Origin of the sequence: Vannielia litorea, from assembly GCF_900142295.1 — a bacterium.
GTDB classification, from domain to species: Bacteria; Pseudomonadota; Alphaproteobacteria; order Rhodobacterales; family Rhodobacteraceae; genus Vannielia; species Vannielia litorea.
On sequence record NZ_FSRL01000001.1, the window covers coordinates 3,234,442 to 3,252,463 of the forward strand.

The window sequence follows — 18,022 nt, forward strand, 5'->3', positions numbered from 1 at the left end:
GAAGGGCAAATGAGCCGCCCCTCAGAAGTCGATTGCCAGGCCCTTCTTCTCCCAGTCACCATAGCGGACAGGTTCGGGGCCGTCGCGGCCGCCGAGCTCTTCGGGGAGATCCAGCGCCTTGGCAGCCTTGCGCCGCTCCTCGGCCTCGGCCAGCGCACGGAGGGCCTCGGGGGGCAGATCTTTGCGGTCGGTCACGGGTTACGCTCCTTGTCAGGGCCTGGAGCCTGATATAGCCCGCAATTCACAACCGGAAAAGGGGAAGGCCATGGCCGATGCCGCGCGGGAGCTGGCGCTCTCATTCATCAAGAGCGTGCTGGCGCAGCGGATCATGATGCAGGACCTCGTGGCTGCCGCGAGCGCACCGCCCGAGGTGATGGCACGGGCACAGCGGCTGGCGAATGCGACCCTGCGCAACCTCGGGCCCGCCGATGCCGCCCTCAAACCCTGGCTCAAGAAGGCGCCCCCCGCCCCGGTGCGTGATGTGCTTCGGCTGGCAACGGTGGAGCTTCTGGCGCTGGGCGAGGCGCCCCACGGCGTGGTGAGTGAAGCGGTCAGCCTCACCCGGCAGGCCAGCCCGCGCGCGACCGGCATGGCCAACGCTGTGCTGCGGCGGGTGGCTGAAGAGGGCCAGGCGGCGTTCGATGCCGCCCCGCCGACCCGGATGGGCAACTGGCTTCGCGGACGTCTCGGCGCGGTCTACGGCAATGCGGTGGTGGCACGGATCGAGGCGGCCCATGGTGCGGGCGCACCGCTGGACCTGACCGCAAAGGGCGATCCGGCGGCCCTTGCGGAGGCCACCGGCGGCACGGTCCTGCCCACCGGATCGGTCCGGATCAGCGGGCCGGCGCAGGTGACGGCACTGCCGGGCTACGAGGAGGGGGCGTTCTGGGTGCAGGATGCGGCGGCTGCGCTGCCGGCGAAGCTGCTCGACGCTCAGCCCGGCGAACGGGTGCTGGACCTCTGCGCCGCGCCGGGCGGCAAGACGATGCAACTCGCTTCTGCCGGGGCCGACGTGACCGCGCTGGACCTTTCGGAGCGGCGGCTGAAACGGGTGGAAGAGAACCTTGCCCGCACCGGGCTCACCGCAACCCTGGTGGCAGCAGACGTGCTCACATGGGAGCCGGAAGGGCTGTTCGACGTCATTCTGCTCGATGCCCCCTGCTCCGCCACCGGCACCATCCGCCGCCACCCCGACCTGCCCCATGTCAAGGATGGCAAGGGGCTCAAGGAGCTTTTTGCGATGCAAACCGCCATGCTGGAGCGGGCGATGAGCTGGCTCAAGCCCGGCGGACGTCTGGTGTATTGCACGTGCAGCCTGCTGCCCGAAGAAGGGGAGAAGCAGGTGGAAGGGTACACCCTCGCGCGCCCGGAGGCCGCCTGGGTCGAAGACAGCTGGCGCGCGGGCGACGGCCTGCGGCTGCGCCCCGATTTCTGGCCCGAGGTTGGCGGGATGGATGGATTCTACATGGCGGTTCTGCGCAGGGCCTGACCTGTCTGCCGATCAGCAGGTGACACCCAGCCACCAGGGGCCTATCCTGCGCCGCAATCAACAAACCGCCCCAAGGGCAGCCCGGGAGCACGATGGCAGGCACCCTCGCAAAGCATCCGTCCGCCAACTGGACGCGGATGGCCAACCGGCTTCAGGCCCGGCTGGCAACGCTGTCGCGCCCGGCCACCGCCTTCACCAGCCAGCCCGAGCCACGCACCATCGGCAGCTTCGCACGCGGCAGGCAACTCGTGGCGGGCACCTATCTGTTCGCCGGCTATCTCGTGGAGGCGCAGGGCGATACGCGTCCGATCTGGGACATGCCGACCCCGTCGCCCGAGTTCACCGAGGCGCTGATGGGCTTCGCCTGGCTTGATGACCTTGCCGCCGTGGGCGACCTGCGCGCCCGCAAAAAGGCGCAGGACTGGACATGGGTCTGGATCGAGCGCTTCGGGCGCGGGCGTGGGCCGGGGTGGACACCCGACCTCACCGGGCGGCGCCTGATTCGATGGATCAACCACGCGATCTTCCTGTTGAACGGTCGCAGCTCCGAGCAAAGCCAGGCCTACTTCAAGGCTCTGGCCGGGCAGACCCGCTTTCTTGCCCGCCGCTGGCGCTCCGCCGCGCCCGGCCTGCCGCGCTTCGAGGCGCTGACCGGGCTGATCTATGCCGGCCTCGCGCTTCAGGGCATGGAAGGTCACGTGGCTCCGGCGCTCAAGGCGCTCTCCCGCGAATGCGACCGCCAGGTCGACGCAGAAGGCGGCATCCCCACCCGCAACCCCGAAGAGCTGATGGAGGTGCTGACGCTGCTCACCTGGACGGTGCATGCCCTGGTCGATGCAGACCACCCGGTGCCGCGCCCGCTCACCGCCGCCATCGCCCGCATCACCCCCACCCTCCGCGCCCTGCGGCACGCCGACGGGGGGCTGGCCCGCTTTCACGGCGGCGGGCGCGGGCTGGAGGGGCGGCTCGATGCAGCGCTGGTGGCCTCGGGCGTGCGCGAGGGGCCGGGCGAAGGCCTGTCGATGGGCTATGCGCGGCTCTCCTCCGGCCGCACCACCGTCATCGTCGACGCCGCCAGGCCGCCCACCGGGCCCGCCTCGGCGCGCGCCCACGCCTCGACTCTCGCCTTCGAGCTCACCTCCGGCCGCCGCCCGGTGATCGTGAGCTGCGGCTCGGGCGCGAGCTTCGGCGAAGGCTGGCGCCGGGCGGGCCGGGCGACCGCCTCGCACTCCACGCTGGCAGTTGAGCGCTATTCCTCCTCCCGGCTGGCCACCGCCACGGGCCACCGCGGCGAGTTTCTGGAGGACACGCCGGGGCAGGTGAAGGTGGAGCGCACCGCCGACCAGGTCGGCATCCACCTGCGTGCGGGCCACGACGGCTATGGGCGGACCCACGGGCTGACCCACATGCGCCGCCTCGATCTAGACCCGTCGGGCCGCCTTCTGACGGGCACCGACACGCTTCGGGCCTTCACCGAAGACGCCCGCAAATCCTTCGACGCGGCCATGACGCGGATGCAGCTTCAGGGCGTGGCCTTCACCGCGCATTTCCACCTGCACCCGGATGTGGATGCCACCGTCGACATGGGCGGGCTTGCGGTGTCGCTGGCCCTGAAGTCCGGCGAGATCTGGGTCTTTCGCTATTCCGGAAAGGCGGAGCTGACGCTGGAGCCTTCGGTTTACCTCGAACAGGGTCGGATCAAGCCGCGCGCGACGCGGCAGATCGTCCTTTCTGCCAAAGTCATGGACTACGGCCACGAGATCGGCTGGACCTTGGCGAAAGCACAGGATACCCCGCTGGCCATTCGTGACACGCTCCGCGACGGCGACGATGAAGAGGACGCGGGGCAGGGCTGACCGAGGGGACCGATGCCGATGACCAACCTGCAACCCATTCGCCGCGCGCTGCTGTCCGTTTCCGACAAGGAGGGGCTGGTGGAACTGGCCGAGCTTCTGGCGCAGCGCGGGATCGAGATTCTCTCGACCGGCGGCAGCGCGGGCATGCTGCGCGACGCCGGGATCACGGTGAAGGACGTTGCGGAGGTGACCGGCTTTCCCGAGATGATGGACGGCCGGGTCAAGACCCTGCACCCCCGCGTGCACGGCGGGTTGCTCGCCCTGCGCGACAACGCCGATCACGTGGCAGCGATGGAGGAGCACGGCATCGGCCCGATCGACCTGCTGGTGGTCAACCTCTACCCCTTCGAGGCGACCGTCGCCAAAGGCGCCGACTACGACACCTGCATCGAGAACATCGACATCGGCGGCCCGGCGATGATCCGCGCGGCCGCCAAGAACCACGCCTTTGTCAATGTGGTCACCGATGTCGCGGATTACGCCGCACTGGTGGCCGAACTCGACGAGAACGACGGGCAGACCACCCTCGCCTTCCGCCAGCAACTGGCCCAGACGGCCTATGCCCGCACGGCGGCCTATGACGCGGCGGTGAGCACTTGGATGGCGGATGCCATCGGCCAGCCCACCCCGCGCCGGCGTGCCTTTGCCGGCACGCTCGCGGCAACCATGCGCTACGGCGAGAACCCGCACCAGGCTGCCGCCTTCTACACCGACGGCACCGGGCGGCCCGGCGTAGCCACCGCCGAGCAGCATCAAGGCAAGGCGTTGAGCTACAACAACATCAACGACACCGACGCGGCCTACGAGCTGGTCAGCGAGTTCGCTCCCGAGAGCGGCCCGGCCTGCGCGATCATCAAGCACGCCAACCCCTGCGGCGTGGCGCGGGGCGCGACGCTGGAAGAGGCCTACCGCCGCGCCTTCGATTGCGACCGCACCTCGGCCTTTGGCGGGATCATCGCTCTGAACGGCAAGCTCGACGGCGCGACGGCGCGGGCGATCAGTGAGATCTTCACCGAGGTCGTCATCGCGCCCGAGGCCGATGACGAGGCCAGGGAGATCTTTGCGGCCAAGAAGAACCTGCGCCTGCTGACCACCGGCGCGCTCGCCGACCCTCGTCAACCGATGCTGACCTATCGGCAGGTGAGCGGCGGCATGCTCGTGCAGGACAAGGACGTGGGCCATGTCAGCAAGGCGGAGCTGAAGGTGGTGACCAAGGTGCAGCCCACCGACGCCCAGCTCGATGACCTGCTCTTCGCCTGGACCGTGGGAAAGCACGTGAAGTCGAACGCGATCATCTACGTGAAGGACGGCGCCACCGTGGGCGTGGGCGCGGGCCAAATGAGCCGGGTCGACAGCAGCCGCATCGCCGCCCGCAAGAGCCTCGACATGGCCGAGGCGCTGGGGCTCTCCGAGCCGCTGACCAAGGGCTCCGTCGTGGCCTCCGATGCCTTCTTTCCCTTCGCCGACGGGCTGATGGCCGCGGTCGAGGCCGGCGCGCGCGCGGTGATCCAGCCGGGCGGTTCCATGCGGGATGACGAGGTGATCGCCGCTGCCGACGAGGCAGGCATCGCCATGGTCTTCACCGGCATGCGGCACTTCCGGCACTGATGCGCTGGCTGGGGATCTCTGCACTGCTGGCCTTTGTCATCGACCAGGCCAGCAAGTGGATCGTGTTTCAGGGGCTGAACCTCTGGGAGAAGCAGCGGATCGACGTCCTGGACCCACTTCTGGTGTTCCGTCCCGGGATCAACGAGGGCATCAATTTCGGGCTCTTCGGCGGTGGCTCAGGCACCCAGCGGATCATCCTCATCGTCATCGCGCTGGGGCTTTCGGCCGCGCTTGCCGTCTGGGCATACCGCAGCTTCACCACCCGCCGTGCCTTTGCCTCTGCCGGTCTGGTGATCGGCGGTGCGCTGGCCAATGCGCTCGACCGCGTGCTCTTTCCCGGCGTGCTCGACTTTCTCAACATGTCCTGCTGCGGCATCTCCAACCCCTATCTCTTCAATCTCGCCGACGTCTTCATCTTTGCCGGCGCCTTCGGCCTGATCCTCTGGACAGGCGGTTCGTCAGACGCGAAAAAGGCGGCTGACGAGGGGCACGAAACACGCTAGAACGTGCAAAAGACCAAGAGGATGGCCGAGTGGGTTCAGGGGCAGAGATGATGGCGAAGCAAGCCCGGCGCATGGCGCTGCTGCTGCTCGTCTGCGCGTCGGTTGCGGCGTGCTCGCGTGAGCCAGATCTGATGAACATCGAACGCGGGCAGGACACCCCGGACGAGTTTGCCATCCTGCCGAACAAGCCGATCCAGCAGCCCGAAAACTACCGCGACCTGCCCGCGCCGACCCTGGGCGGAAGCAACCGGGCCGACGCCTCGCCCTTCAAGGATGCCGTGGCGGCCCTCGGTGGCAACCCGGAGCGGCTCAACACCACGGGCCAGCTGGTGGGCGAGCCCGGTCTCATCGGCCACGTCACCCGCTTTGGCCTGACCCGGAACATCCGGCAGCAACTGGCTGCCGAGGACTACCAGTTCCGCAAGAAGAACGATGGCCGTCTGCTGGAGCGCCTGTTCAACGTCAACGTCTACTACAAGGCCTACGCCCGCCAGTCGCTCGACCAGGAATCGGAGCTTTCGCGCTTCCGCCGGGCCGGCGTAGCCACCCCCTCCGCCCCGCCCGCAGGCGGCCTCCAGTAGGCTCCTGCCGCGCGGCCATGCGGCGGCGGCAATCGCTCGCACGGCGCTTCACAAGCACGTTGCCCCACTTGCGCATATCTGGCCGGTGCCTAGGGTAACCCTCGCATTCATCGAGAGGAGCGCCGATGCACCCCTTCCGTCGCGCCAGAGTCGCCCTTGCGGCTCTTGTCGCCGCCTTCGCCCTTCCCGCCGCCGCCGAAGAAGTGACCACCTTCTCCCTCGAGAACGGGATGGAGGTGGTGGTGATAGAAGATCATCGGGCACCCGTCGTCGTCAACATGGTCTGGTATCGGACCGGGGCCGCCGACGAGCCACCCGGCAAGAGTGGTATCGCGCACTTCCTCGAACACCTGCTGTTTCAGGGTACCGACGACCTCGCGCCCGGCGAATTCAGCCGCGTGGTTGAGGAAAACGGCGGCACCGACAACGCGTTCACCTCCTGGGATTACACCGGCTACTTCCAGCGCGTCGCCGCCGACCGGCTCGAGCTGATGATGAAGATGGAGGCCGACAGGATGGTCGACCTTCTCCTCACCGAGGAGGACGTGGCGACAGAGCTTCAGGTCATTCTCGAAGAGCGCAACCAGCGGATCGAGAACGACCCCTCGTCACTGTTCGGCGAGGACCGCCGGGCCGCGCAGTGGATGAACCACCCCTATGGCATCCCGATCATCGGATGGAAGCACGAGATGGAGGGGCTGACCCGGCAGGACGCGCTCGACTTCTACAAGCTGCATTATTCACCCAACAACGCGATCCTGGTGGTGGCGGGCGACGTGACGCCCGAGCAGGTGCGGACCTTGGCCGAAACCCACTTCGGCCCGCTTCCGGCCAATCCCGAGCTGAAGCCGCGTGCCCGGCCGCAGGAGCCGCCCCACCGTGCGGCCGTGCACCTCGACTTCGAGGATCCGCGCATCTCTCAGCCCTATGTGGTGCGCACCTACCTCGCGCCGGAGCGCAACGCTGGCGCCCAGGAAAAGGCCGCCGCCCTGACCATGCTGGCAGAGTTGCTGGGGGGCTCCCCCACCTCCTCCCTGATGGGCCGGATGCTGCAATTCGACGAGAGCCTCGCAGTCTACTCCGCCGCCTTCTACTCCGGCGACAGCCTCGATGACGGTCAGTTCGGCTTTTATGCCGTGCCGGTGCCGGGCCGGTCGCTGGAAGACGCCGAGGCCGACATCGACCGCGTGATCGAGACCTTCTTCGAAGAGGGCATCGACATGGACAACTTCGAGCGGATCAAGATGCAGGTCCGCGCCTCGGAAATCTATGCAAAGGACAACCTCCAGCGCCTTGCCCGCCGCTATGGCGAGGGTCTGACCACCGGGCTGACGGTTGAAGATATCCAGGCCTGGCCGCAGGTGCTGCAGGCCGTGACCCCCGAGGATGTGATGGCCGCCGCCCGCGAGGTCCTCGCCATGCGCAACGCCGTCACCGGCTATGCCATGCGTCCCGCCGAGGTCCCACCTGCGCCCGAACCGGCCAGCGCACCCGCCCCCGAAGAGGCCTCCGAGCCCGTGACCGAGGAGATCTCCCAGTGACCTTTCTCAAGCGCATCATCTGCGGCGCGATCCTCGCCGCCCTGCCTCTTGTCGCCTCTGCCGAGGTCGACATCGAGCAGGTCACCTCGCCGGGCGGGGTCGAGGCCTGGCTGGTCAATGAGCCATCCATCCCCTTCGTCGCCCTCGAGATCCGCTTCAAGGGCGGGGCCTCGCTGGACGCGCCCGACAAGCGCGGGGCGATCAACCTGATGACCGCGATCCTGGAGGAGGGCGCCGGCGAGATGGACGCCCGCGCCTGGACCGCCGCCCGCGACAGCCTGGCCGCCTCCTTCGACTTTGACGTGCACAATGATGCGCTTTCGATCTCTGCCAAGTTCCTGACCGAGAACATGGACGAGGCCGCCGAGTTGTTGCGGCTGGCGATCGTGGAGCCACGCTTCGACCAGGATGCGCTGGACCGGGTGCGCGCCCAGGTGCAGTCGATCATCCGCTCCAACGACAACGATCCCGACAGGATCGCCGGCAACACTTTCGACCGGCTGGCCTGGGGCAACCATCCCTACGGCACCGACCTGAACGGCACCGAGGAGAGCGTGGCCGCCCTGACCCGTGAAGACATGTTCGAGGCCAAGGCCAAGGTCATGGCCCGAGACCGGCTCTATGTGTCCGCGGTTGGCGACATCGACGCCGAGCGGCTCTCCACCCTGCTCGACGACCTGTTCTCCGGCCTGCCCGAAACCGGCGCCGAGCTGCCGGAGCACATGGACTACACCCTGCCGGGCGGGCTTACCGTGGTGCCCTACGACACGCCGCAATCGGTTGTGACCTTCGGCCAGGCCGGCATCACCCGCGACGACCCCGATTTCTTTGCCGCATTCGTGATGATGGAGATCATGGGCGGCAGCGGGTTCAACTCGCGCCTGATGAACGAAGTCCGCGAAAAGCGCGGCCTGACCTATGGCATCTATGCCTACCTGGCCCCGATGGACTATGGCGAGACCATCGGTGGGGGGGTGGCCACGGCCAACGCCCGCGTGGCGCAGGTGATCGAGGTCGTGAAGGCGGAGTGGGCCCGGCTTGCCGAGGAAGGCGTCAGCGCCGAAGAACTGGAGCGCGCCAAGAAATACCTCACCGGCGCCTATCCGCTCCGGTTCGATGGCAACGGTCGCATCGCCAATATCCTCGTCGGCTTGCAGATCGAGGGGCTGGGCGTGGATTACATCGACAACCGCAACAGCTTCATCGAAGCGGTGACGGTGGAAGACATCCAGCGCGTGGCCGCCGAGTTGATCGACCCGGAGGGCCTGCACTTCGTTGTCGTCGGAGCCCCGGAGGGCCTGGAGGAAGCGGCTGGCAACTGAGGCGCCAGCCCGGTTGACCAGGCCGCGCCGCCGCGCTACGCCCCGCCTCTCATCAACCAGGGAGGCCCCATGGCCCGCCGCAAGGGACGTGACATTTCCGGCTGGATCATCCTCGACAAGCCCGCGGGGCCAACCAGCACCGCCTGTGTGAACAAGCTGCGCTGGGCCCTGCAGGCCAAGAAGGCCGGTCACGCGGGCACGCTCGACCCGGCCGCCACCGGGCTGCTCGCCATCGCCTTCGGCGAGGCCACCAAATGCGTGCCCTACGTGATGGATGCCGAGAAATGCTACCGCTTCACGGTGCGCCTCGGGGCGGCAACCAACACCGATGACGCGGAGGGCGAAGTGACCGAGACCTCCGACGCGAGGCCCTCCGATGACGAGATCCGCGCAGCACTGGCAGGTTTCACCGGCGAAATCATGCAGGTGCCGCCCAGATATTCGGCCGTCAAGATCGACGGCGAGCGCGCCTATGCGCTGGCCCGCGACGGCGAGGATTTCGAGGTCGATGCCCGGCCGCTCTGGGTGGAGAGCCTCGAGCTTCTCGCCCGCCCCGACGCCGACACGGCCGAACTGCGGATGGTCTGCGGCAAGGGGGGCTACGTGCGCTCCGTCGCCCGGGACCTGGGGGCAACCCTGGGGTGCCTTGGCCATGTTGTCACGCTGCGGCGCGAGTGGTCCGGCCCCTTCGACCTCGAGAACGCCGTGACGCTGGAGCACGTCGAGGCGCTGGCCCGCACGCCGGAGCTGGACGCCCTGCTGCTGCCGCTCGAGGCCGGCCTCAGCGACCTGCCCCGCGTCACCGTGAACGAGGCCGCCGCCACCCGCATCACCCACGGCAACCCGGCGCCGGTTGTCTCCTCCGAAGCGGAGTTCGGCGATGAATGCTGGGCGGCGCACAAGGGCCAGGCCATCGCGCTCGGGCGCTACTTGGGCGGCGAGTTTCACCCGGCGCGGGTGTTGAACCGGTGATCACCCGGACCCACACCAAGGGCGATGCGCCCTCCATTGCCGTCTATTCCGACTGCGAGTGCTACCGCTACCTGCTCACCCGCACCTGGGACCCTGCAGGTGAAAGGGCGCTTTTCATCATGCTGAACCCCTCCACCGCGACCGAGGTTCAGAACGACCCCACCGTGGAGCGCTGCGAGCGCCGCGCGCGCACTTTGGGGTTCGGCAGCTTTCGGGTGACCAATATCTTTGCCTGGCGCGACACCGACCCCAAAGCCATGCGCGCCGCACCTGAGCCGATCGGGCCGGAGAACGATGCGGCGATCCTCGAGAGTTGTGACTGGGCCGACCGGATCATCTGTGCCTGGGGCAGCCATGGCGCGCATCTCGACCGGGGCCATGCGGTGGAGGCCCTGCTGCGGGAGGGTGGCTGGCCCTTGTTCCATCTCGGGCTCACCAAGCACGGCCAGCCAAAGCACCCTCTCTACATCGGCTACGCCGAGCAGCCGCGGCCCTGGCTCAGCTCTGGGGCTTCGGCCTGATTCGCAGGGCCGTGCCCAGCGCCTCCGGCCCGTCGGGGCAATCCACCTGCACCACGGGGCGGCCGCCGAGGCTGATCTGCCAGGTGTTCTCGACCGTGGGCAGCATGACGATATCGGTGGGCTCGGGTCCGTCATAAAACACCACCAGCCGCTCGGCTTCCGGCCTGAACCCCTGAACGACAGGGATGGGCCACTGCCTGTTGACCGTCAGTTTGAGACGGCGCGGCATCTCTGTGCTCACGATCACATCGCCCATGGCCATCGGAAGAACGAGGCGCCCGTCGGCATCATATTCGTCCCCGGCGCCCTCATCAGGCGACTGCTCGGCTGCATTTTCCTGGGCCTCCGGTTCGTCCGGCGCCTCCTCGACAAGCTGAACCTCGGACGATTCATCAATCGGCTTGCCCGTGGCGTCCTCGGCCTGAGTGCCATCACCGGGCTCACCGGGCTCATCTGCAAGCTCTTCCGGGCCCTCCTTTGGCCCATCGGAAACCTCGGCAACCTCGGGCTCCGAAACCACGGGGTCTTCCTCTTCCGGCGCCCCCTCCTCCCGTGCGGAGGCGACTGCTGTCATAGCGGCAGCCTGCGCCTCTTCGGCCGCGCGTGCCTGCTCCGCCTCGGCCTCTTCCTCCGCCCGGATACGGGCCAGCTCCTCGCGCACCGCCATGATCTCGGGCGGAAAGCTCTCACTGGCGTGGGGTTCGCCGCTCGCCTCGGGCTCCGACCCGCCGGCCGGATTTGCCGCAACGGCACCATCTTCCGTGTTCGCTGCGTCCGCTCCCGCGGCAAGTTCGGCCCGGCGCCGCGCACGCAGCCGAAACCACAGCGCGACAAGCACGAGCGACAACAGGAAGATCAGAAGGGGTACGAGCCAGTCCGGAACCATGGGCGGATCATCTCTCCAACCCGCCCGTCTTTCCAGCCCCGGCGCATCAGACCCGGAAATTTTGTTGCAGAATCTAGGCAGCTTTCTCGACGGATTAAGGGATTCGTGCACCCTCTCCGTTTATCCCATTGCCTGCGACATGCACCTTGGCCACGGGAGCGGCGGGGGCCGTCGTGCGTCAGGCTCTTGAGGGGTAGCCAGCATGTTCTTGCTGTTCGGAATCATGGGTGCGGTCCTTGTCGGCTCCGCCGTTATCGGCGTGATGGGCGGCGACGAGGACATCGAAGAAGATGCCATCGGTGAGGAAGAGAGCGGCGACAGCTCCGGCGGTGAGACCATCGGCACGTCGATTCTCGACCCCACGCACGACGACCCCGAGATCGGCGAGTTGGACCTGACCGAACCGGGTGCAACCGGCACACAGATCGGAACCGATGAAGACGACCTGATAGAGGGCAGCACGGGGGACGACATCCTGCAGGGCTATGGCGGCAGTGACGAGATCCACGGAGACGATGGCGATGACACGGCCCTGGGCAGCGACGGTGACGATGCGCTCTCCGGCGGGCCAGGCGACGACAGGCTGTTCGGCGAGGAGGGGAACGACTTTCTGGATGGCGGCGAGGGTGACGACGAGCTCTGGGGAGCCTCTGGCAACGACATGCTCCTGGGCCGTGCAGGCGACGACCGCCTGACCGGCGGCGACGGGGCCGACAGTCTGGACGGAGGTGCAGGCCACGACCAGCTGGAGGGCGGGCTCGGCGACGATGAGTTGGCCGGCGGGCCGGGCAGCGACAACCTCCAGGGTGGCGCGGGCAACGATACTTTGATCGGCGCGGATGATCTGGATGTCGACTGGCTCAACGGAGGCGACGGCAACGATGTGCTCGTGCTCGGCGACGGAGATATCGCCACGGGTGGAGCCGGTGCCGACATCTTCGCGCTCGGGCGCGATCTCATCGAGGAGACCGTGGCGGAGATCATGGATTTCGACGCCGACGAGGACGGGCTCGCCCTGCTCTGGGACGATACGGCAGGCAGTGGCGCGCCGGAGATCACCTTGAGCGAAACCGACAGCAACCTGATGGAAGTCTACGCCGATGGCGAGTTGATCGGCGTTGTTCACGGTGGCGGCACCCTGACAGCCGCCGACATCCAGCTGGTCCCGATGTCCGCAGCCGCCTCGATGTGAACGCCGGGAGACGTTGTCGGATGCAGGGGCGCCTGACGGCTTTTCAATCCGGAGGATTTGGCTAGGGTCGGAGCATGAGCGACCCCGATCCACACCTCACCAAGCCCGCCCCTGTCCATGTGGCCGTGGAAGCCGAGGCTGATCACGATGCCACGCGCAACGACCTGAAGCGCGAGATCGTCGCGCTGCGCGAGGAGGTTTCCAAGCTCAACAACCACAAGTTCCTGCGGGTCTATGCGCAATTCTGGCGACTCATCGGGTTTCAGCTCTTGCGCGGTATGGCCTTTGGCCTGGGTTCGGTGGTCGGGGCCACGATCCTTGTTTCCGTCGTGGCCTACCTGCTGAGCCAGATCGACTTCATCCCGATCCTCGCCGAATGGGCTGCAGAGCTCGATGTGGAGTTCGACGAGGAGAAGACCGAGGCCGAAGTGGAACAGCAGGTCGAGGAGCAGCTTCCCGCGCCGGAGGGCGGCGGCGTGAGCCCGCCGGAGAACGCGCCGCAAACCGAGCCCGGCGAGATCCCCCCCGCCAACGCCGACTGAACGAATCGCCTTCCCATCGGCCCGGGCTTGCCCTATACGCCGCCCCTGTCGCCCGGAACGCTGGGCGCACACTCCATGGACCCTGCTGGACGACATCCCGGCTTGCGCCCGCACACACCAACCAAAGGAGACCCCGATGTCGATCACTGCTGAAGACAAGGCCCGCGTCATCAAGGAATACGGCACCAAGGACGGCGACACCGGTTCGCCCGAAGTTCAGGTTGCCATCCTGAGCTCGCGGATCTCCACGCTCACCGAGCACTTCAAGACCCACAAGAAGGACAACCACGGCCGCCGTGGCCTTCTCAAGCTCGTGGCTCAGCGCCGCAAGCTGCTGGACTACCTGAAGAACAAGAACGAGGACCGCTACAAGGACCTCATCGGCAAGCTCGGCATCCGCCGCTGAGACGGACCGCCAGGGACGAGACCGAAGGGGTGGCCGCGAGGCCGCCCCTTTTCTTTTCCCCGGCGCATTCGCGACGCGCCGCCAACCTCCGCTCGACGCCACGTCGCATCCGCCCGGCTGTTGACCCGACCGGCCCGCGCATCTCATCCTGAGCAACAGGAGGAGACCCATGATTGCTGCGCTGCGCATCCTCATCCTCATGGGCGGGCTGCACCGGCTGTTTCCGTTCTGGCTGGTCGGGCTGGGGCTGATGCTGTTCGATTTCCAGTACTGGATGCTCGCCGCCGTGGGCTACGGCGTGGTGATCCAGTGGTTCAACGAGTACCTGATCCACCGCTTCATCTATCACCGCGAACCTCCCACGGCGCAAAGCCCGTTCAACAAGCTCTACCGAAGCCACATCGGGCACCACGAGTTTCCGCAGGACGAGGAGTTCTTCACCGGAGACGATCACTGGTTTCCGCTGCGCTTTGCTGCCGGCTCGTTCGCGGCCCATCTCGTGGTGCTCTGGCCTCTGGTCGGCCTCTGGCCCGCGCTGGAGTTTGCCTGCGTCGCGCTCTTCGTCGGATCCGCCTCGGCCTTCGCGTTCTACGAGTATTGCCACACGCTGGCCCACCTCAACGTGCCGAAAGGGCGGTTCGGCCAATGGGTCACGCGCGAGCACATGGCGCACCATTACCAGGACCATCACGCCACGTTTCACGTGACCGCCGGCATGGCATGGATCGACAGGCTCTTTGGCACCGGCCACGACCCGGCGAAAGCGCGCGAACGCTATGACCGGCGGACCATGATGAGCATCGGAATGGACCCGGAAGACCTGCGCCTCGTCACCGCCCGCAAGGCCTACGGACTTGCCAAACCTCCGCGCCACATCGCCTGATCGCGCCTTGCGTGCAGGGCTATGGCTTGTGACATGCACCTCGGAACCCCGCGGCTACTCAGCGGCCGACAATCGGCCAAACCGCTGACCTCGCCGGGAAAACGCGTGGTGCAGGCGGACCCGACCTGCTAACGCTTTTTGCCGGAACAACGCAGCCCGGGGGGCACGCATCAATGGTGGACCTGCCAGAGTTTCCCGCTTCCGAGCCGGAGGACCACGCCGCCGAACTGGGGCGGCGCGAGCGGCTCGCGGAGTTGGAAGAAACCGGCCTGATGGACAGCGTGCCGGAGGAGGTTTACGACCGCGCCGTGCGCCTCGCGCGCCAGATAACCGGTGCCCCGGTCGGGCTGTTGTCGCTGGTCGACAACCGGCGGCAGTTCTTCAAGGCGCAGTCCGGGCTCGCTGACGCCGGCGTCGCCGACCGCGAGACCCCGCTGAGCCATTCCTTCTGCCAGTATGTGGTGTCGTCGCGCACATCCCTCGCGGTAGTCGACGCCCGCACCCACCCGCTGCTTGCCGGCAACGGCGCGGTGGGCGAGCTGGGGGTGATCGCCTATCTCGGCGTGCCGGTCCGCGGGCCGGGCGGCGAGGTTCTGGGCTCGTTCTGCGCCATCGACAGCGAGGCGCACGAATGGTCGGAAAGTCAGCTCAAGGCGCTGGAGGACATTGCCGGCATCGTCGAGAGCGAGATCAAGCTGCATCAGGCCCTCGCCGAGCGTCAGCTGTTGGTGGAGGAGTTGAACCACAGGGTGAAGAACCTCTTCACCGTGGTCAGCGGCATGGTGCGCCTCAGCCACTCCAACGGCGAGGCGCAGGTTGAACTCGAAGCGCGGCTGCAGGCGCTGGCCAACGCGCACAACCTCCTGGCTCCGCTGATCCAGGCCGGCAAGCCGGTGGGCGACCGCATTGCCTTGTCGGAACTGCTCGAAACCCTGCTCACCCCCTATGGACAGGATCACATCGCCCGAATCGAGGGGCCCAACGTGGTGCTGGGCCCGCGAGCCAGCACGTCGCTCTCTCTCGCGCTGCATGAGTTGGCCACCAACGCCGCCAAATACGGGGCCCTCGCTGTCGCCGATGGCCGCCTTGCAGTGCAATGGTGGGTGGAGGGAAACTCCCTCGTCATGGACTGGCGGGAAGCGGGGCGGGCCTCCGAGCCCACGGGAACGGCCACGGGCTTTGGCACCCGGCTTATCAGCGTGGCCATCGAAGGGCAGCTCGACGGAACCCTCGAAACCGATCTTCGCCCCGCGGGCATGACCCGCCGGATTACCATTTCGAGGGAGCGTCTGGCCGAATAGGCCGCCGGCTCGCAGCACCGCGATCTCAATGGCCCGATTGCCGCCGCCTCGGGCCGGCTGCGATGTCACGACGCTTCCCATCGGCCCCGCTTTCCTGTATGGCCCGGCCATCTGAGACGTTGCGCCAAGACCCCGGCGCTCGATGGAACAGATGAAAGGGGTCGGCGGCAATGGGGCCGCCATTCAAACGGGAGACCCGGGATACGCCCGGGAGAGCTCCCTAACAGGAAACGAACATGTTCAAAATTACCAAGAAATCCATGGAGTGGGGCGAAGAGACCCTCACCCTCGAAACCGGGCGTGTGGCCCGTCAGGCCGATGGCTCCGTCATCGCGACGCTGGGTGAGACCTCGGTCATGGCCAACGTCACCTTCGCCAAGACCCAGAAGGAAGGGCAGGACTTCTTCCCGCTCACCGTTCACTACAACGAGAAATACTATGCCGCGGGCAAGGTGCCCGGCGGCTTCTTCAAGCGTGAAGGCCGTCCGACCGAGAAAGAGACGCTGACCTCGCGCCTGATCGACCGTCCGATCCGCCCGCTCTTCGTGCCGGGTTTCAAGAACGAAGTGCTGGTGATCTGCACCGTGCTTTCGCATGACCTGGTCAACGACCCGGACATCGTGGCGATGATCGCCGCTTCGGCCGCGCTCACCATCTCCGGCGCCCCCTTCATGGGCCCGATCGCAGCCTGCCGCGTGGGCTTCGAGGATGGCGAATACGTTCTGAACCCCGAAGTGCAGGACATGGACCAGCTGCGCCTGAACCCCGACCAGCGCCTCGACCTCGTGGTCGCCGGCACCAAGGACGCGGTGATGATGGTGGAATCGGAGGCCTACGAGCTCACCGAAGACGAGATGCTCGGCGCCGTGACCTTTGCGCATGAGCAGATCCAGCCGGTGATCGACCTCATCATCAGCCTCGCCGAAGAAGCCGCGAAAGAGCCGTTCGACTTCCAGCCGCCGGATTACTCGGCGCTCTACGACGCCGTGAAGGCCGCCGGCGAAGCCGACATGCGCGCCGCCTACGGCATCCTCGACAAGCAGGAGCGCACCTCGGCCGTCTCCGCCGCCAAGGAAAAGATCCTGGCCGCGCTGACCGACGAGCAGAAGGAAGACAAGAACCTCGGGTCCGCGCTCAAGAAGCTCGAGTCCTCCATCCTCCGCGGCGACGTGGTGAAGACCGGCAAGCGGATTGACGGCCGTTCGACCACCGAAGTGCGCCCGATCGTGTCTGAAGTGGGCATCCTGCCCCGGACTCACGGCTCGGCGCTGTTCACCCGCGGTGAAACGCAGGGCCTCGTGGTGACCACGCTGGGCACCGGCGACGACGAGCAGATCATCGACGCGCTGCACGCCAACTACCGCAGCAACTTCCTGCTGCATTACAACTTCCCCCCCTACTCGGTGGGTGAGGTGGGCCGTTTCGGCCCTCCGGGCCGTCGTGAAATCGGCCACGGCAAGCTGGCCTGGCGTGCGCTTCAGGCCGTGCTGCCCGCGCCGACCGACTTCCCCTACACCATCCGCGTGGTGTCGGAGATCACCGAGTCCAACGGCTCGTCCTCGATGGCCTCCGTTTGCGGCGGTTCGCTCTCGATGATGGATGCCGGTGTGCCGCTGAAGGCCCCGGTGGCCGGTGTGGCCATGGGCCTGGTGCTGGAAGAGAACGGTGAATACGCCATCTTGACCGACATCCTGGGCGACGAGGATCACCTCGGCGACATGGACTTCAAGGTGGCGGGCACCGAGAACGGCATCACCTCGCTCCAGATGGACATCAAGGTTGCCGGCATCACCCCCGAGATCATGAAGAAGGCGCTGGCCCAAGCCAAGGACGGCCGGATGCACATTCTCGGCGAGATGTCCAAGGCGCTCTCCGCTGGACGGACCGAGTTCTCGACCCATGCCCCGCGCATCGAGACCATGACCGTGCCCACCGACAAGATCCGTGAAGTGATCGGCTCGGGCGGCAAGGTGATCCGCGAGATCGTCGAAGTGTCGGGCGCGAAGGTCGACATCAACGATGACGGCGTCATCAAGATCGCCTCGCCGAACGCCGATGCCATCGAAAAGGCCCGGGACATGATCTGGTCGATCGTGGCCGAGCCGGAAGAAGGCAAGATCTACAACGGCAAGGTCGTGAAGATCGTCGACTTCGGCGCCTTCGTGAACTTCTTCGGCAAGCGCGACGGCCTCGTGCACGTCAGCCAGATCGCCAACAAGCGCCTGAACCACCCGAGCGACCTGCTTGAGGAAGGCCAGGACGTGAAGGTGAAGCTGCTGGGCTTCGACGATCGCGGCAAGGTTCGCCTGTCGATGAAGGTTGTCGACCAGGAGACCGGCGAAGAGGTCAAGCGCGAAGAGACCGCCGAGTAGGGCGCGCTACTTCTGCAGATACGATTGGGCCCGGGGGAAACCTCGGG

17 protein-coding genes are annotated in these 18,022 nt (G+C 66.9%); 15 read left to right on the forward strand and 2 right to left on the reverse strand.

Features of this window, described 5'->3' with window-relative positions; genetic code table 11:
• Nucleotides 1–21: 21 nt before the first annotated feature.
• Nucleotides 22–195: a DUF1674 domain-containing protein gene (locus tag BUR94_RS15775; protein WP_074257132.1), complete on the reverse strand. Its 174-nt coding sequence runs from the start codon at nt 193–195 to the stop codon at nt 22–24.
• 70 nt (nt 196–265) lie between these two features.
• Here BUR94_RS15775 and BUR94_RS15780 point away from each other — a divergent pair, with 70 nt between their 5' ends.
• The 9 genes from BUR94_RS15780 to BUR94_RS15820 all read left to right on the forward strand — a co-directional run bounded on the left by BUR94_RS15780 (nt 266) and on the right by BUR94_RS15820 (nt 10,393).
• Nucleotides 266–1,489: an RsmB/NOP family class I SAM-dependent RNA methyltransferase gene (locus tag BUR94_RS15780; protein WP_074257133.1), complete on the forward strand. Its 1,224-nt coding sequence runs from the start codon at nt 266–268 to the stop codon at nt 1,487–1,489.
• Between the two features lie 92 nt (nt 1,490–1,581).
• The gene (locus BUR94_RS15785; RefSeq protein WP_074257134.1) at nt 1,582–3,345 is read left to right on the forward strand and encodes a heparinase II/III family protein; all 1,764 of its coding nucleotides are present in this window, start codon (nt 1,582–1,584) and stop codon (nt 3,343–3,345) included.
• A gap of 18 nt (nt 3,346–3,363) precedes the next feature.
• On the forward strand, nt 3,364–4,953 hold the full coding sequence (gene purH, locus BUR94_RS15790; RefSeq protein WP_074257761.1) for a bifunctional phosphoribosylaminoimidazolecarboxamide formyltransferase/IMP cyclohydrolase: 1,590 nt from the start codon (nt 3,364–3,366) through the stop codon (nt 4,951–4,953).
• Nucleotides 4,953–5,456, forward strand: a complete 504-nt coding sequence (lspA, locus tag BUR94_RS15795) for a signal peptidase II (protein ID WP_074257135.1) — start codon at nt 4,953–4,955, stop codon at nt 5,454–5,456. Before purH ends, lspA begins: the two co-directional genes overlap by 1 nt.
• A 50-nt stretch (nt 5,457–5,506) precedes the next feature.
• Complete coding sequence (locus BUR94_RS15800) at nt 5,507–6,037, forward strand: DUF3035 domain-containing protein (RefSeq protein ID WP_074257762.1); 531 nt, start codon at nt 5,507–5,509, stop codon at nt 6,035–6,037.
• Between the two features lie 125 nt (nt 6,038–6,162).
• The gene (locus BUR94_RS15805; protein ID WP_074257136.1) at nt 6,163–7,578 is read left to right on the forward strand and encodes a M16 family metallopeptidase; all 1,416 of its coding nucleotides are present in this window, start codon (nt 6,163–6,165) and stop codon (nt 7,576–7,578) included.
• Nucleotides 7,575–8,900, forward strand: a complete 1,326-nt coding sequence (locus tag BUR94_RS15810) for a M16 family metallopeptidase (protein WP_084193066.1) — start codon at nt 7,575–7,577, stop codon at nt 8,898–8,900. The genes BUR94_RS15805 and BUR94_RS15810 overlap by 4 nt, the downstream gene beginning before the upstream one ends.
• Before the next feature lie 69 nt (nt 8,901–8,969).
• Nucleotides 8,970–9,872, forward strand: coding sequence for a tRNA pseudouridine(55) synthase TruB (gene truB, locus BUR94_RS15815; protein WP_074257137.1), 903 nt, complete (start codon nt 8,970–8,972; stop codon nt 9,870–9,872).
• Nucleotides 9,869–10,393: a DUF1643 domain-containing protein gene (locus BUR94_RS15820; RefSeq protein WP_074257138.1), complete on the forward strand. Its 525-nt coding sequence runs from the start codon at nt 9,869–9,871 to the stop codon at nt 10,391–10,393. Before truB ends, BUR94_RS15820 begins: the two co-directional genes overlap by 4 nt.
• On the opposite strand, the gene BUR94_RS15825 is transcribed toward BUR94_RS15820, so the two are convergent.
• Complete coding sequence (locus tag BUR94_RS15825; RefSeq protein WP_074257139.1) at nt 10,371–11,279, reverse strand: hypothetical protein; 909 nt, start codon at nt 11,277–11,279, stop codon at nt 10,371–10,373. The genes BUR94_RS15820 and BUR94_RS15825 overlap by 23 nt on opposite strands.
• A 223-nt stretch (nt 11,280–11,502) precedes the next feature.
• On the opposite strand from BUR94_RS15825, the gene BUR94_RS15830 reads away from it, so the two are divergent.
• The 6 genes from BUR94_RS15830 to pnp all read left to right on the forward strand — a co-directional run bounded on the left by BUR94_RS15830 (nt 11,503) and on the right by pnp (nt 17,975).
• Nucleotides 11,503–12,471: a calcium-binding protein gene (locus BUR94_RS15830; RefSeq protein ID WP_175570482.1), complete on the forward strand. Its 969-nt coding sequence runs from the start codon at nt 11,503–11,505 to the stop codon at nt 12,469–12,471.
• Nucleotides 12,472–12,545: 74 nt separating this feature from the next.
• The gene (locus BUR94_RS20775) at nt 12,546–13,013 is read left to right on the forward strand and encodes a DUF5665 domain-containing protein (protein ID WP_074257141.1); all 468 of its coding nucleotides are present in this window, start codon (nt 12,546–12,548) and stop codon (nt 13,011–13,013) included.
• Nucleotides 13,014–13,149: 136 nt separating this feature from the next.
• A complete protein-coding gene (gene rpsO / locus BUR94_RS15840; RefSeq protein ID WP_074257142.1) occupies nt 13,150–13,419 on the forward strand; it encodes a 30S ribosomal protein S15 in 270 nt (89 codons plus the stop codon).
• 169 nt (nt 13,420–13,588) lie between these two features.
• On the forward strand, nt 13,589–14,302 hold the full coding sequence (locus BUR94_RS15845; protein ID WP_074257143.1) for a sterol desaturase family protein: 714 nt from the start codon (nt 13,589–13,591) through the stop codon (nt 14,300–14,302).
• Between the two features lie 173 nt (nt 14,303–14,475).
• Complete coding sequence (locus BUR94_RS15850) at nt 14,476–15,603, forward strand: sensor histidine kinase (RefSeq protein WP_074257144.1); 1,128 nt, start codon at nt 14,476–14,478, stop codon at nt 15,601–15,603.
• Nucleotides 15,604–15,839: 236 nt separating this feature from the next.
• Entirely contained in the window at nt 15,840–17,975 is a 2,136-nt protein-coding gene (pnp, locus tag BUR94_RS15855) for a polyribonucleotide nucleotidyltransferase (RefSeq protein WP_074257145.1), read from the forward strand.
• The last annotated feature ends 47 nt before the right edge of the window (nt 17,976–18,022 follow it).

Bases quoted from the DNA above. Each gene is read 5' to 3' on its own strand.
- pnp (WP_074257145.1), top strand. From the start codon at position 15,840: ATGTTCAAAATTACCAAGAAATCCATGGAGTGGGGCGAAGAGACCCTC.
- BUR94_RS15850 (WP_074257144.1), top strand. From the start codon at position 14,476: ATGGTGGACCTGCCAGAGTTTCCCGCTTCCGAGCCGGAGGACCACGCC.
- BUR94_RS15830 (WP_175570482.1), top strand. From the start codon at position 11,503: ATGGGTGCGGTCCTTGTCGGCTCCGCCGTTATCGGCGTGATGGGCGGC.
- BUR94_RS20775 (WP_074257141.1), top strand. From the start codon at position 12,546: ATGAGCGACCCCGATCCACACCTCACCAAGCCCGCCCCTGTCCATGTG.
- rpsO (WP_074257142.1), top strand. From the start codon at position 13,150: ATGTCGATCACTGCTGAAGACAAGGCCCGCGTCATCAAGGAATACGGC.
- lspA (WP_074257135.1), top strand. From the start codon at position 4,953: ATGCGCTGGCTGGGGATCTCTGCACTGCTGGCCTTTGTCATCGACCAG.
- purH (WP_074257761.1), top strand. From the start codon at position 3,364: ATGACCAACCTGCAACCCATTCGCCGCGCGCTGCTGTCCGTTTCCGAC.
- truB (WP_074257137.1), top strand. From the start codon at position 8,970: ATGGCCCGCCGCAAGGGACGTGACATTTCCGGCTGGATCATCCTCGAC.
- BUR94_RS15825 (WP_074257139.1), bottom strand. From the start codon at position 11,279: ATGGTTCCGGACTGGCTCGTACCCCTTCTGATCTTCCTGTTGTCGCTC.
- BUR94_RS15845 (WP_074257143.1), top strand. From the start codon at position 13,589: ATGATTGCTGCGCTGCGCATCCTCATCCTCATGGGCGGGCTGCACCGG.
- BUR94_RS15805 (WP_074257136.1), top strand. From the start codon at position 6,163: ATGCACCCCTTCCGTCGCGCCAGAGTCGCCCTTGCGGCTCTTGTCGCC.
- BUR94_RS15785 (WP_074257134.1), top strand. From the start codon at position 1,582: ATGGCAGGCACCCTCGCAAAGCATCCGTCCGCCAACTGGACGCGGATG.
- BUR94_RS15800 (WP_074257762.1), top strand. From the start codon at position 5,507: ATGGCGAAGCAAGCCCGGCGCATGGCGCTGCTGCTGCTCGTCTGCGCG.
- BUR94_RS15780 (WP_074257133.1), top strand. From the start codon at position 266: ATGGCCGATGCCGCGCGGGAGCTGGCGCTCTCATTCATCAAGAGCGTG.